Origin of the sequence: Ligilactobacillus acidipiscis, assembly GCF_900116935.1 — a bacterium.
GTDB classification, from domain to species: domain Bacteria; phylum Bacillota; class Bacilli; order Lactobacillales; family Lactobacillaceae; genus Ligilactobacillus; species Ligilactobacillus acidipiscis.
This window is the reverse complement of sequence record NZ_LT630287.1, coordinates 909,699-924,302: the sequence shown is the minus strand read 5'-3', so window position 1 is coordinate 924,302 and position 14,604 is coordinate 909,699. Positions and strand designations below refer to the sequence as shown.

Sequence of the window (14,604 nt, the reverse complement as noted above, 5' to 3'; positions counted from 1 at the left end):
AAAGCTGTTTTTCAATCTTAACTGTAACACACTGCATGAATTTTGAAGCAAATTTTTCAAGGTTTACCAAAAAATAAAACCTAGAAGTTGGACACAAAGCGGATCTTTGATTTCAAAAATATATATTTCTGCTCCTCTTGCGGGCTGTATTGTTATCTGGAAATTTAAACATCTTGTTGTCATTATTAGTTTGCTCGACTTTGCGTCACATTTCCACTTGTGTGACTTACTTTGCCCGACTTTGCGTCTCATTTCCACTTGTAACACTTACTTCACCCGACTTTGCGTCTCATTTCCGCTTGTGTGACTTACTTTGCTCGACTTTGCGTCACATTTCCGCTTGTAACACTTACTTCGCCTGAGTTTGTGTCACATTCCCACTTGTAACACTTACTTCGCCTGAGTTTGCGTCACATTTTCTCTTGTGTGACTTACTCCGCTCGACTTTGCGTCACATTCCCACTTGTAACACTTACTTCGCCTGAGTTTGCGTCACATTTCCACTTGTAACACTTACTTCGCCTGAGTTTGCGTCACATTCCCGCTTGTAACACTTACTTCACCCGACTTTGTGTCACATTTGCCAAATCTACTAGGATAACACAATGATCCTAATAAAAAACGACCGCACCCCATCATCAAATGAGGCACAGCCGTCCTAAAAATAAGCTGGAGAAAGCGCTGATTAACTTCTCTAGCTCATTTTCACACTAAGAACTAACTTTATCCAAGCTCTCAGGAATTTCTTTTGCTCATATTATTTAGCAGGAACCTTATCTTGCAATGATTGGAGATAATTAAAGGCTTCTTGTCCAGCGATACCACCATCGCCAACCGAAGTAGTGATCTGACGAAGATCCTTCTGCCGAACATCACCAACTGCAAAAATTCCCGGCACACTCGTCTTCATTTTTTCATCAGTCTTGATCCATCCTTTATCGTCAGTAATACCTAAGTCTAAGAAAGGTTGGGTCATTGGCTGATTACCAACATAAATAAAGACCCCATCGACATCTTTAACACTATCCTCGCCGGTTTTTTTGTTGTGTGTCTGAACTCCAGTGACCTTTTGTCCATCACCTAAAATTTCTGTGACAATTGTATCCCAAGTAAAACCGATTTTATCGTTAGCAAATGCGCGATCCTGTAAAATCTTTTGGGCACGCAATTGATCTCTGCGATGAATAATATTGACCGCCGACGTCATTTGAGAAAGATCCCCGCCTTCTTCAACAGCAGAATCTCCCCCGCCAATCACAGCAACTGGTTTGTTCTTAAAGAACGCACCATCACAAACTGCACAGTATGAAACACCGCGACCACTATAATCATCTTCACCCGGAACTCCCAGTTTTCGATATTCTGAACCCGTAGCAATGATCAATGCCTGTGTTTCATAGACATCACTATCTGTGGTGATAGTCTTTAAACCGTCGGCTGCAACAGAAACACTTTCAACACTTCCATAGGCATATTCCGCGTCAAACTGGGTAGAACTTTGGTACATTTTTTCAGCCAGATCTGGTCCTAGAATTGACTTAAAACCAGGGTAATTCTCGACCTCTGCCGTATTGTTCATTTGACCGCCATAAATGCCACGGTCTAACATCAAAACAGATAAATTAGCCCGAGAAGCGTACAAAGCAGCTGTCATTCCACCTGGTCCAGCACCGATAACTATCACATCATAACTTTTTGCCATTAGCCATTCCTTCCTTCTCTTTTACCATGTATCCATATTAGCTTACTTTTTGTAAGCTGTCTAGTAAAACACTCACTTTTATTTTTCTTGGTCTTGTTTTGCAAAAGACTGTTGTCCATCAAGATACCATGGAGCATAAGGCTGCCAATATCTACGGTGTAATAACCATAAAATTGAACCAATAAACAGTGCAAGCGATAACCACTGAGAAACACGCAACGGGCCGAGCATCAAACTATCTGTCCGCATTCCTTCTACAAAAAAACGGCCAAATGAGTACCAGATCACATAACCGAAAAAGACTTCTCCTTGTTTGAACAAGTGGTTTTTTCGTCTTAATAGTATTAAGATAACAAATCCTAAAACATCCCAAACCGATTCGTACAAAAATGTCGGCTGGTAATAAATACCATTAATGTTCATCTGATCAATAATAAAATGAGGTAAATGCAAATTTTGTAAAAAATTCAAACTTGTAGCTCTTCCGTGAGCTTCCTGATTCATAAAGTTACCCCAGCGGCCAATTCCTTGCGCTAAAATCACATTGGGAGCAATCACATCCAAAAAAAGCCAACTTGAGATCTGCTGATGGCGGCAATAAACTAGCAGGACTAACACAGCTGCGATCAAACTACCATAAATCGCGATCCCGCCATCCCAGATCCGATAAATTTCGCCTGGGTTAGCCAGATAATATGGCCACTCAAAGATTACGTAATAAAGTCGCGCACCGATCAAGGAAAACGGTAAAGCCCACAAAAGAAAATCATAAAAATAGTCATCTTTCAAACCGCGTTTCTGACCTTCTTTAACAGAAAGTGCCGCAGCCAAAATAACTCCACAAGCAATGATCACACCGTACCAACGGATCTCAAAAGGTCCAAATTTTAGCGCAATCGGATTCAAGGCACCCAACACAAGATCCATACATTAATTATCTCCTTACATTAGATTAAGACCAAACTACTCTGAAGCTCAATAATTTAGTCTTGCCATAAATATTTTAATTTCAATTGGACATTAACTTAATTATTGAGCGAATTTTTTTTGATCAACCGATTTAGATTATCCTCAAACTTCTGTGTTGCATCATACCCCATTGATTTTGCCCGGAAGTTCATAGCGGCCGATTCAATTATAATGGCCATATTCCGACCAACTTTAACCGGAATATTGATCTTAGGCAGGGATACACCGAATAGTTCATATTGCTGTTCACCACTACCCAAGCGGTCATATTGCTTATCAGCGGACCAGTTTTCCAAATTAACGATCACCGAGATATTAGAGTTTTGTCGTACTGAGCCGGCACCAAAAAGATTCATGACATCAATAATACCAACTCCGCGGATCTCAAGCAAATGATTGAGAATTTCAGGGGCTTCACCGACCAAAGTACGCTCATCTTGCTGGTAGATCTCCACACGATCGTCCGCAATCAGGCGATGTCCACGCTTGATAAGTTCCAGAGCAGTTTCAGACTTCCCTACCCCAGAATCTCCTGTGATCAAAACTCCCAAGCCATAAATATCCATCAAAACACCGTGTACTGAACGACGTTCTGATAACTTCGCCTGCAAAAAATCAGTCAAACGTGAAGATAAACGAGTAGTAGATAACTTGGATCTTAAAATCGGAATACTGTGTCTTTTACTGGCTTCTTCCAGTTCAAGCGGCACAGGCAAAAAACGAGACACCAAGAAACACGGGGTATTTTTACCGCACATCTTGTCCATGATCCGAGCTCGTTCGTCTTTCTTCATTTTATGTGAATAAGAGATCTCAGTCATTCCTAACAGCTGGATCCGTTCGGCTGGATAATAATCAAAGTATCCTGTCATTTCTAATCCTGGTCGTGAGATATCACTAGTCACAATATAGCGCGAATCCAAATTAACTCCCCCACTATAAACTACCAGGTCACATTCCTCGACTAATTCTTGTACACTGACTTTATTCAAATTGAAACCTCCCACAGACATCTATTATCTTATGTAAAAATAAGGGAAAGACCATTGCTTCCCCTTATTGAAAATAGACTAATTCTTTTCTACAACCATTATACAGTTTTTATAGTGAAAAGCGATCAGTCACGATCAAGTTTACTAAACTAACGATCAGCGAAACCAGAAAGGCACTACCAAAGCTTGAAAAGCTAAAAACTGTACTCCCCACAAAATAAGACGTCATTTCCAAGATAAAAGCATTGATAAAAAGATAGAAAAAACCCAAAGTCAACATAGTGATCGGAAGTGACAAAATCACAAGAATGGGTTTCACAAAAGCATTTAACAAGCTTAAAACTACCGCTGCCAGCACTGCGATCCATAAATTAGCGACATGAAACTGATTTGGAAGCAATCCTGCTGCAGCAACAAATATCAAAGCATTAACTAAAACACGTTTAATGAAATTCAATTGCTCTTCCTTTCATGTGCATCATGTAATACTTTTCGCCCAGTTTGCGACTGAGTGGAATGCGAGTTATTCCTCATCTTTGCACCAGGATCAACATTGTGGAAAAATGAGGACCATGTCCCTCCCGCAGTTTCTTGCGGTATTGCCAAATATAATATCAAGTAGATCCCAACAGGTAAAATTGCCAGTCGGGGGATCAAAGAACAAATCAAAGTAAAGATCAAATACCCGATCCGTACGTATTTTGATTGAATATCAAAATATTCGGCAATTCCTCCACAAACACCTGCCAAAAAGCGATCAGACGATGAACGGCGTATTTTTTTCTTCAAAAAATCATTCCTCCAAAAATTATTAATGTCATTTTTACAGTACTTACAAAATAGCTATTTATCTAAATTCAGCTTTTACGGGTACTCTAACATAAATTTTACATGCTTATGATTTTGACTGCAATATTTGTGTTTCTACTACGTTTAGATTTAAGAAATAATTAGTTATTTTCGCTAATTAGCGGCAAAATAACTGTGAATGTTGTCCCAATATTCAACTGGCTATCAACTTTGATTTGTCCAGACAAAACCTCAACATACTCTTTGACGATCGCCAAGCCTAGACCAGTACCATCCACCTCTTTACTGCGAGAAGTATCAGCACGATAAAATCTCTCAAAAATACGTCCTTGTTGTTCACTGGTCATACCGATCCCTGTATCCGAAACTTGAAACTGCCATTTATTTTCAAGAGTTTTTGCCGTGACAGTTATTTTTCCACCAACTTTGTTATATCTGACTGCATTTTGCACCAAATTACTCAATATATATTTGAGTTTGCCGGGATCAGCCTGCACTTTCATTTTTGCCGGCACCTTATTCAAAACAACAACTTGTCGTTCATCGAGCAAAGAATCATAAGCTAGAGCACATTCAGAAACAAGTTGTGAAAACTGAATCTCTTTAAAGTCCACTTCCATATTTGTCCCGATCCGTGAAAGTGACAAAATATCATTGATCAGATCCTTTAGTCTTAAACTTTGATTATAAATTATGTCTACAAATTTATTAGCTGCGCCAGGATCTTCAAGCGCACCGTTTTTCAAAGTTTCACTAAAACCAGCGATCGAGGTAACTGGGGTTTTTAGTTCATGGCTAACATTGCTGACAAAATCATTTTGCATACGTTCGATCTGCTTTTGTTCAGTAACATCATCGATCATTAACATCACAAAAAAGTGATGGCCACTGACCGGTATGAAAACTACATTAACATTTAAAATCTTCGTTTGTTCAGCCAAATTGACCTTGATCTCGGCTCGTTGATCTTGTTTAGTCCGAAACGTTTCTTCTACGGTTTTTACAATATCAAATTCCGCCAAAGCCGAGTAATATAGTTCGTGGACCATATCAAGCTCGTGTTCCATAATATCATCCAAATAATGATTACTAAGGTAAATTTCACGATCCTGATCAATGACCATCACACCGATCGGTACATATTCTAACAGGCCTAAATAACCCCTCTTTTGCCGATTATAATCTTTAAAAAGACTTTGTGTCATGCTTTGAACGTGGTTAACGGCCTGACCTAAGTCGTAAAGTTCACTTTGTTTATCCACCAGAACGTGACCAGTCTTTTGTTCTTGAGTAACTTCCTCTAATTTCTTAGTAAAAAGTTTGAGTAAGTTATTTTCACGCCGTCTTTCCAAATATTCAACTATCAGAATCAACAAAATGACCAGCAAAACAGCGAAAATTATCCAGGCCAAATGTAAATCATCCGCTGCTTTTCTTAAAGTCTTTCCTGCAAATTTTGCATAAAGACTCCAAGTTAACAGTACAGCTGATCCACCTGCTATTAAACGATTAAAAACTTGTCTGATCCTCATTTAGTTTCCCTTCAAATTTGTAACCAAACCCCCGAACAGTTTGAATGTTAGTCGGATGACTAGGATCATGTTCTATTTTTTCACGTAAATGGCTAACGTGCATGTCAACCATTCTTGTTTGTCCAACATAATCGTAACCCCAAACTCCGTTTAATAGTTTTTCCCGACTTAACACACGATCTGGTCGCTTCACAAAATATGCCAACAACTCAAACTCCTTGGGCGTCAAAGAGATCTGTTTGCCTGCAACACTGACAGTGTAATTGGACAGGTCGATCGAGAAATCTGTAAATTGATATAGTTCACTTTGTTCATCATTTTTTTCGTTCTGTGCAGGTTCGACCCGTCGACCGATCGCTTTGATCCGTGCAATCACTTCTCTAGGTGAAAAAGGTTTAGTAATATAGTCATCCGCACCAAGCTCAAGGCCGATGATCTTATCTGTTTCTTCATCGCGCGCAGTCAGCATAATGATCGGAGTGGCAACCTTTTCTTGTCGTAGTTTCTTAGTAACTTCGATCCCATCAAGTTTAGGCAACATAATATCTAATAAAATCAGATCAAAAGTAGAAGAAAGAGCAAGGTTAAACGCTTGTTGCCCATCTGTTGCAGTTTGCACTTCAAATCCTTCTTTTTTCAAATTATATTCTAGTAAGGTTAAAATGGCTTGGTCATCATCAACAACTAATATCTTTTTCAATTAAGCTCTCCCTTTCATTGAAACAATATTAACCCAATTTCATGTGGGCCATCTTCGTATATCGCGCTTTCTGTAATTTTTAAGTCGCCTTCAAATGTTCTGATCCGCAAATGACAATAAGCAGAATTTTTTTGCAGTGCTGCATATAATTCCGACTCATTTTTTACCTCTTCATCATTACAATCTAAGATTATGTCTCCCTTTTGGACCCCCATCTTCGCAGCTGGAGTATCAGGTATCACAGCAATCACCCTAACACCATCGTTAGTTTCAACATACCAGCGTTTGCCTTTTGCGTCCAAACGTTGGCGCTGAAAATAATAGTAAAGAGCCAGGCCCCCGATAAAAAGCAACCCCAGCAGTGAAGCTATCGGATAAAACGCACTTATAACCGCCACAATGATACTACAGATCCCTAATGTAATAGATTGTTTATAGAAATTATCTAAAATAACTTGAGGCTCTTCTTTAAAGACTTTCAAAGAAGCCGCAACCAACAACGGCAAAATAAAAAGCCCAAATGAATGCCCGTTAAATGATAATACCGGCCAAAAACTCCACTGGCTCTCAAAGACATTTGTCGGTACAAGAACTATTAAGGGAATAACGCTAAATTCTTTCCAGTTATAAAAAGCAACTCTTCTGCCTCTTTTACCACTTTTAACTTTGGGTGTAAACCATGTACTTTTATTGTAATGTAATAAAAATGCTCTAATAATAAAATATATGCCCAACAGCAATAAACCACTAGCAGACAACATACTTCCAGAAAATGAGAGTGCGAAGGTACCTAAAGAAAAACTGGTTAAATTTGTTAAATTCAAAAGATTGGTCAGTAAAACCGCAAGCCACAGTGCAGCTAAACTTAAATCGCCCAGTGGTAACAATAACACTGCCAAAATTGCCACTGCTTCTATGAATACGATCGTGCCAAATGTCAACATCAAACCAGCTAGTAAAGAAATAATACTTCCGACCACTAAACCAAAAATAGCGGTTTTCAAAAAATGGCGTCCTTCATAAAAATCACGATCGATCGCTATTCTAAAGAAACGCCGCTCTTTGGCCAATCGTTGCCGATAAACAATGACTGCCATTATTATCCCTACCCAAACTAAAGGCTGTATTAAATACGTCAAAATGATCTTCCAAAATTCCACGATCAGGCCTCCCCATCTTCAAAAAAGTATATTAGGTGCTTTGAAGATTTTTTGATCCTTTGCTTCAAAATTTAGATGTTAGTCCTAGACTGACTATTAAACTCAAATACACTATGTACTATCCTTTAAGTATATCAATTTAACCTAATTAAAACAAAAAAGTATGCACTAAATTGCCTCAGAACTTCTTTCTACCAAAAAAGAACTTGACTCATTGCTTTTAAACAAGCCAAGTTCTTTAAAATAGATATTAATTTTTTAGCTTCAAAAAACGTCCCATTGATAATCCAGCACCAAGTGCACCGATCCCAATACCGATCACAGCCAATAGTAAATCGATCTCTACCAAGAAAGTATGTGGTGTTAGCAAAGCCATATTTGTACTACGCAATGATCCTGAAATCACCTTATACATCCAACCGTAACTGAAATCAACTATTAAAATCGGGATAATAGAGCCAAAAAGCCCTGTCCAAGCTCCCTCTAAAATAAACGGCCATCTGATATAGCTGTTAGTTGCTCCAACAAGGAGCATGATCGAGATCTCATTTTGCCGTGATAAGATAGTCAGCCTGATAGTGTTAGAAATTAAGAAGACTGCAACAAACAACAGTAAGATACTGATGATGACACCCCAACGCCTGATACCTGAAACTATATTAAATAGCTTTTTAGCCGATGCACCACCATATTGGGCTTGATAAACATGTTGATATTTTTCAGCAGTTTTAGCGACGTTGATCGTATCTTTTGGTTCGTTAGTTTTTACAATATAAACGTCATACAACGGATTGTCATCCCCTGAAAACAAGCGGAATTCTTTCCCATAAGCACCAACCACGTTGTTTAATTCTTTTTTTCGGCTAGAATAACTAATGCTATCCACACCATCGATCTTAGCTAACTTCTTTTTAAGACCTTGTTGTTCTTGACTAGATGTTTTGCGGTCAATAAAGACCCTGACTTCAACATCGTTTTGAACATCGTTAGCAATTTTATTCACATTAAGTAATACTGAAAGTAAAACTCCGACTAGCAGCAAGGTCACAGTAACAGCAGCGATCGCAGCTGTTGTCATCCAACCATTTCTTTTTAAATTGCGCAAACTTTCAGTAATATGACGCTTAAAAGTTAACTTACTCATTCTCGTAACCTCCCCCTTCTTGATCACGAATAATCTTTCCAGCAGAGATTTCTAAAACTCGATGCTTATGTTCATTGACCATATTACTATTATGTGTCGCCATCACGACAGTTGTCCCATCGGAGTTGATCTTTTCCAAGATCCTCATAATTTCTTCAGATGTATCTGGATCTAAGTTACCAGTTGGTTCGTCGGCAATTAAGATACCAGGTCTGTTTGCGATTGCCCGTGCGATCGCCACACGCTGCTGCTCACCACCAGAGATCTCATTAGGAAAACTTTGGGCTTTTTCCGTTAATCCCACTTCTGCCAAGATCTCATTGACACGTTTTTCAACATCCTCTGGTTTTTTTTCGATAACTTGCAAGGCATACGCAACATTTTCAAAAATAGTTAATCGAGGCAACAATTTAAAGTCTTGGAACACGATCCCTAGTTCGCGACGCAAAAAGGGAATCTCTTTATTTGTGATAGAACTCACATTATAATTGTTGACACGGATCTCACCTGATGTTGCACCTACTTCATGATACATTAGCTTGATAAAAGTGGATTTTCCTGCTCCACTTGGTCCTACAACATAGACAAACTCGCCCTGGTTGATCTTCACAGTTAAATGATCAGCACCCAGGACTTCATTGCCATAGTCTTTCACTACATTTTTAAATTCGATCAAGAGAACTTCTCCTCCAAAATATTTTTCATACTAAATTAGTATAACATTACTTAACATTCGATTAACAGAACATTATTGTTACAAAAAGATTGCGAAAAAAATAACAGGCCAGCTTGACCTGTTATAGAGTTTATTGTGGATTATCCTGCTGTAATTTCCATTGAAGGTAGGCATTGATAAAACCATCAAGCTCACCATCCATTACCGCAGAAATATTACCTGTTTCATAGTTAGTCCGATGGTCTTTGACCATTGAATAGGGATGGAAGACATACGAGCGGATCTGAGAACCCCAGCCGATATCCATCTGTTCTCCTTGAATATCAGCTTTTTCTTGCTCCTTTTTCTCCATTTCCATCTGATACAATTTAGCCTTCATCATTTTTTCAGCAGTAGCCTTATTTTGAAACTGTGAACGCTGTGCCTGGCTTGAAGTTACTATTCCTGTTGGAATATGGATCAAACGAACTGCAGAAGAGGTCTTGTTGATATGCTGACCACCAGCACCAGAAGAACGGAAAACCTCCATTTTAATATCTTCCGGGCGTAATTCTATTTCAACATCATCTGACAATTCCGGCATCACATTGACTGAAGCAAATGAAGTATGACGACGTCCAGCAGAGTCAAAAGGAGAGATCCGCACTAAACGGTGGACACCTTTTTCACTGCGTAAATAACCATAAGCGTTTGTACCGGAAATCAACAACGTCACGCTTTTGATCCCCGCTTCGTCTCCTTCTTGATAGTCTACAGTTTCGACTTTAAAATCATGTTGTTCTGCCCAACGGTCATACATCCGTAACAACATTGAACCCCAGTCTTGCGATTCAGTTCCGCCAGCACCGGGATGAATCTCCAAAATCGCATTATTCTTGTCGTACTGGCCATTCAAAAGCAAAGTCAATTGATATTGCTCCATTTGCTTTTGGATCGCTGCATATTTACTAGCCAGGTCTTCGGTGATCTCATTGTCACTTGGATCTGCTTCTGCAAGTTCTAATAACACTTCAAGGTCGTCCACATTTTCCTGTAACGAATTAAAATTATCATACTTAGTTTTTAAAGTATTGTTTTCATCAATCACAGTTTGTGCTTTTTGACTATTATCCCAAAATGAAGGTTCAGCCATTTTTAATTCATTTTCTGCAATTGATTCTTTCAGACCTTCGAGGTCAAAGAGACCCCCTAAAGTCTGCCAATTGTTGTTTCAAATGCTCAATTTCACGATTATAATCGCTCATTTCCATTTTGATTTCCTCCCAGGAAATAGTTACACTTTTAACTTCATAAAATATTTCTAACATATGCAACTATTCAATTCAGCAAAAAACAGGCGCAGGCCTGCAAATATTAGTAGCCTCGCCCGTTTCAGACTTATTAACGTTTAATATTTTGACGGATCTCTGCTTTCAAGAACAAACGAGTCACATCATACTCGATATTACCGACCATTTCTTCAAACATGCGATAACCATCTGACTGGTATTCGACCAATGGATTCAACTGTCCATAGCCTCGCAAACCAATCGACTGCCGCAGCTGATCCATTTCATCAATGTGGTCAGTCCAACGAGAATCAACCACTCGTAAGATAACAACTTTTTCGAATTCCAAGATCTGACTAGGATCATATAGTTGTTTTTCTTTCAACCGATAATTAGCTTCAGCTCTAGACATCAAATAATCCACGATCTCGTCTGGTTTCTTACCGGCTAGATCATTCACGGAAATGCTGTCTTCATTGACCATTACAGCAATCGCAAAATCTAAGATGGCCTGTAGATCCCAATCTTTTTTCTCACCTTGAGTATGGATCTGCACATTATGCTCAACGGTCCGCTTGATCATCGGCATAATGACTGACTTCAAAGAATTTTCTTCCATGATCACTTGCTGACGCTGCGCATAGATAACTTCACGTTGTGCACGCATCACATCATCATATTGTAAAACCTGTTTACGAGTATCATAGTTATTACCTTCAACTCGTTTTTGAGCAGATTCGACCTGCTTAGAGATCATTTTCGATTGAATGATCGCTTCATCATCTTCAACTTTCATACGATGCAATAAATCTTTGATTCGATCTGAACCGAAACGTAACATCAAATCATCTTCAAGCGAAAGATAAAATTGCGTTACACCAGGATCTCCTTGACGTCCTGAACGGCCACGTAACTGATTGTCGATCCGCCGAGACTCGTGTCGCTCTGTCCCGATCACAGCTAAACCGCCAACATCAGTGACACCGGGTCCTAATTTAATATCCGTACCACGACCGGCCATGTTAGTAGCGATAGTTACGGCTCCACGTTGGCCAGCATTTGTAATAATGTCAGCTTCTTTAGCATTGTTTTTAGCATTTAAGACTGCATGTGGAACACCAGCTTTATCCAATAAGTTCGAGAGATATTCAGACGTTTCAACTGCCACCGTTCCGACCAAGATCGGTTGTCCAGATTCATGACGAGTTTTAATATCTTCGACGACTGCATTAAACTTGCTGACTAAAGTTGGATACAATAAATCAGGACGGTCATCACGAATAACCGGTTTATTTGTTGGGATCCCAATAACTTCCATATTATAGATCTCACGAAACTCTTCTTGTTCCGTTTTAGCTGTACCAGTCATACCGGCTAATTTCTTGTACATCCTAAAGAAGTTCTGATAAGTGATATTAGCCATAGTCTTGGTTTCTTCTTCGATCTTAACTCTCTCTTTAGCTTCGATCGCCTGATGCAAGCCGTCAGAATAACGACGTCCATCCATGATCCGGCCAGTAAACTGATCAACGATCAAAACCTCACCATCACGGACAACGTAGTCCTTGTCGTTGATCATAATATAATTGGCACGCAAAGCATTATCCAAATGATGGTTCAATGCAGTATTGTCTGGATCAAAAAGGTTAGTCAAACCAAAATATTTTTCACCCTTTTGAATCCCCTGTTCAGTTAACGAAACAGTTTTGGACTCTAAATCAACTTTAAAATCTTCATCCTTAGTTAATGTCTTAGCGAAACGATCGGTCCTGATATATAGCTTCGTAGACCCTTGGGACTGACCAGAAATGATCAGAGGAGTCCGCGCCTCATCGATCAAGATCGAATCGACCTCATCAACGATAACAAAATTCAACGGACGTTGAACCATGTCCTCCTTATAAACGACCATGTTATCCCGCAAGTAATCAAAACCCAATTCACTATTGGTAGAATACGTAATATCAGAGTTATATGCTTCACGTTTTTCCTCTGCTGAGATCCCATTAACATTTAAGCCGACTGTTAAACCGAGCCACTTGTACAACTCACCCATTTCAGTTGCATCACGGGAAGCCAAATATTCGTTAACAGTAACTACGTGAACGCCTTCTTGGCCCAAAGCATTCAAGTAAACCGGCATAGTTGCCGTCAAAGTTTTACCTTCACCAGTTTTCATTTCCGCAATATTACCTTCATGGAGAACGATCCCCCCAATAATTTGCACATAAAACGGATATAGGCCTAAGACACGTCGTGCTCCTTCACGAGCAACGGCGAATGCTTCGGGTAAAATATCATCTAAAGTGGCGCCTTCTTGGATCCTAGTTTTAAATTCAGGAGTTTTAGCCTGTAGCTCTTCGTCAGACATGGCCTCCATATCAGACGCAAATGCTTCGACCTTATTGGCGATCTTATCAAGCCTCTTTAATTCTCGCTTATCGCTTTCAACCCATTTTTTCAGGACATTTGCCATGAAATAATTCCCTTCTTTAACAAAATACTTTAATTTTTAACTTTTTTATCTGCAAGATATAGTACACTAATTTATATTTTAGCATTCTTAATTACAAATTAAAACAAAAAGCTGACCCAAAGCTTGAACTAATCTTAACACTCGCAGACAGTTCTCTTTAGTCACTGCGAATTAGTTTAAACCCAAAAGTAGGAGCAAAACAAACGTTTTGCTCCTACTTTAATGAGATTTAAAAAAATCTGTTATTGTCCAGCTTCGATCAAGCCATACCGTCCGTCGCGACGCCGGTACACTATATTAACTCCCTGAGATTCGGCATCTTCATAGATAAAGAAGTTGTGTCCTAACATTTCCATCTGCAAAACAGCCTCTTCACTATCCATTGGTTTCAAAGCGATGTTTTTAGTCCGAACGATTTGAATATCGTCATCGTCTTTTGATTCATCTTTCTCTGAAACCGGAGATGCGAATTCCAATCCCTTATATCCTTTTTCACGGGATTTCCGGTTGATCTTAGTCTTATGTTTTCTGATTTGACGCTCAAGTTTATCGGTCACCAAATCAATACTTGCGTACATGTCAGGCGATGTTTCTTCTGCCCGTAAAACCAGGTAAGGTAACGGAATAGTTACTTCGACCTTAGCGTTTTTATCTGAATAAACTTTCAAATTGACATGAGCAGTTGAATTGGAGGTATCTTCAAAATACTTTTCAAGTTTTGCCAATTTCTTTTCGACATAACCCCTCAAAGCAGCTGTTACCTCAATATTCTCACCACGTACGTTAACTTTTAACATGGTTAACCTCTCCTTTCACAACCAGAACTTATTGTCCTGGGGGGTGGATATTTAATAAATTAAATATCTCATCTACAATTCAATTATAATAGAAAGCGGTTAAATAAACAAATTTTTCTATTCTTTTTACTAAAGAAACAAATAAGATGTTCTGCATTGCCCCATTTCCAATTATGTTATTACAGCATATGTGAAATTTTAGCGCCAATCAACTAATTCAACTTTTTATCCTGAATTATTCATACTTTTCCCTTAAGGACTACTTTTTGTTGTTGTCATGCTAGTTCGCATCTTTTTCGTTTTTCACCTGTTGGGTGTACAAAAAGAGCACATCCTGTGCTATTGTAAAGTCGATGAAAACCACAAAGAACAGGAGTG

General features: G+C 39.0%; 13 protein-coding genes. All 13 read right to left on the bottom strand.

Features of this window, described 5'->3' with window-relative positions; genetic code table 11:
- Positions 1-757 precede the first annotated feature (757 nt).
- Positions 758-1,702 carry a thioredoxin-disulfide reductase gene (gene trxB / locus BQ5903_RS04145; RefSeq protein ID WP_079578926.1) on the bottom strand — a complete coding sequence of 315 codons (945 nt, stop codon included), beginning with the start codon at positions 1,700-1,702 and terminating at the stop codon, positions 758-760.
- Positions 1,703-1,780: 78 nt separating this feature from the next.
- Positions 1,781-2,629 carry a prolipoprotein diacylglyceryl transferase gene (gene lgt, locus BQ5903_RS04140; RefSeq protein ID WP_079578924.1) on the bottom strand — a complete coding sequence of 283 codons (849 nt, stop codon included), beginning with the start codon at positions 2,627-2,629 and terminating at the stop codon, positions 1,781-1,783.
- Positions 2,630-2,727: 98 nt separating this feature from the next.
- On the bottom strand, positions 2,728-3,663 hold the full coding sequence (hprK, locus tag BQ5903_RS04135; RefSeq protein WP_079578922.1) for an HPr(Ser) kinase/phosphatase: 936 nt from the start codon (positions 3,661-3,663) through the stop codon (positions 2,728-2,730).
- 109 nt (positions 3,664-3,772) lie between these two features.
- Entirely contained in the window at positions 3,773-4,120 is a 348-nt protein-coding gene (locus tag BQ5903_RS04130; RefSeq protein ID WP_010497945.1) for a phage holin family protein, read from the bottom strand.
- Positions 4,117-4,452, bottom strand: coding sequence for a PspC domain-containing protein (locus BQ5903_RS04125; RefSeq protein ID WP_010497943.1), 336 nt, complete (start codon positions 4,450-4,452; stop codon positions 4,117-4,119). The genes BQ5903_RS04130 and BQ5903_RS04125 overlap by 4 nt, the downstream gene beginning before the upstream one ends.
- 161 nt (positions 4,453-4,613) lie before the next feature.
- Positions 4,614-6,005 (bottom strand): sensor histidine kinase, encoded by a 1,392-nt coding sequence (locus BQ5903_RS04120; protein ID WP_079578920.1) that lies wholly within the window; start codon positions 6,003-6,005, stop codon positions 4,614-4,616.
- On the bottom strand, positions 5,983-6,705 hold the full coding sequence (locus BQ5903_RS04115; protein ID WP_079578918.1) for a response regulator transcription factor: 723 nt from the start codon (positions 6,703-6,705) through the stop codon (positions 5,983-5,985). The genes BQ5903_RS04120 and BQ5903_RS04115 overlap by 23 nt, the downstream gene beginning before the upstream one ends.
- Positions 6,706-6,719: 14 nt before the next feature.
- Entirely contained in the window at positions 6,720-7,865 is a 1,146-nt protein-coding gene (locus tag BQ5903_RS04110) for a PDZ domain-containing protein (protein WP_079578916.1), read from the bottom strand.
- 250 nt (positions 7,866-8,115) lie between these two features.
- On the bottom strand, positions 8,116-9,009 hold the full coding sequence (gene ftsX / locus BQ5903_RS04105; protein WP_079578914.1) for a permease-like cell division protein FtsX: 894 nt from the start codon (positions 9,007-9,009) through the stop codon (positions 8,116-8,118).
- Entirely contained in the window at positions 9,002-9,685 is a 684-nt protein-coding gene (ftsE, locus tag BQ5903_RS04100; protein ID WP_010497933.1) for a cell division ATP-binding protein FtsE, read from the bottom strand. The genes ftsX and ftsE overlap by 8 nt, the downstream gene beginning before the upstream one ends.
- 130 nt (positions 9,686-9,815) lie before the next feature.
- Positions 9,816-10,935, bottom strand: a protein-coding gene (prfB, locus tag BQ5903_RS04095; protein ID WP_191976421.1) for a peptide chain release factor 2 whose coding sequence is annotated in 2 segments (ribosomal slippage) — positions 9,816-10,862 and positions 10,864-10,935 — 1,119 coding nt in all. Because the reading frame shifts where the segments join, the coding sequence is not laid out codon by codon here.
- Between the two features lie 130 nt (positions 10,936-11,065).
- Entirely contained in the window at positions 11,066-13,429 is a 2,364-nt protein-coding gene (gene secA / locus BQ5903_RS04090; RefSeq protein ID WP_010497931.1) for a preprotein translocase subunit SecA, read from the bottom strand.
- Between the two features lie 242 nt (positions 13,430-13,671).
- Positions 13,672-14,226: a ribosome hibernation-promoting factor, HPF/YfiA family gene (gene hpf / locus BQ5903_RS04085; RefSeq protein ID WP_010497928.1), complete on the bottom strand. Its 555-nt coding sequence runs from the start codon at positions 14,224-14,226 to the stop codon at positions 13,672-13,674.
- Positions 14,227-14,604: the final 378 nt, after the last annotated feature.

Bases quoted from the DNA above. Each gene is read 5' to 3' on its own strand.
- trxB (WP_079578926.1), bottom strand. From the start codon at position 1,702: ATGGCAAAAAGTTATGATGTGATAGTTATCGGTGCTGGACCAGGTGGA.
- lgt (WP_079578924.1), bottom strand. From the start codon at position 2,629: ATGGATCTTGTGTTGGGTGCCTTGAATCCGATTGCGCTAAAATTTGGA.
- BQ5903_RS04120 (WP_079578920.1), bottom strand. From the start codon at position 6,005: ATGAGGATCAGACAAGTTTTTAATCGTTTAATAGCAGGTGGATCAGCT.
- ftsX (WP_079578914.1), bottom strand. From the start codon at position 9,009: ATGAGTAAGTTAACTTTTAAGCGTCATATTACTGAAAGTTTGCGCAAT.
- secA (WP_010497931.1), bottom strand. From the start codon at position 13,429: ATGGCAAATGTCCTGAAAAAATGGGTTGAAAGCGATAAGCGAGAATTA.
- hpf (WP_010497928.1), bottom strand. From the start codon at position 14,226: ATGTTAAAAGTTAACGTACGTGGTGAGAATATTGAGGTAACAGCTGCT.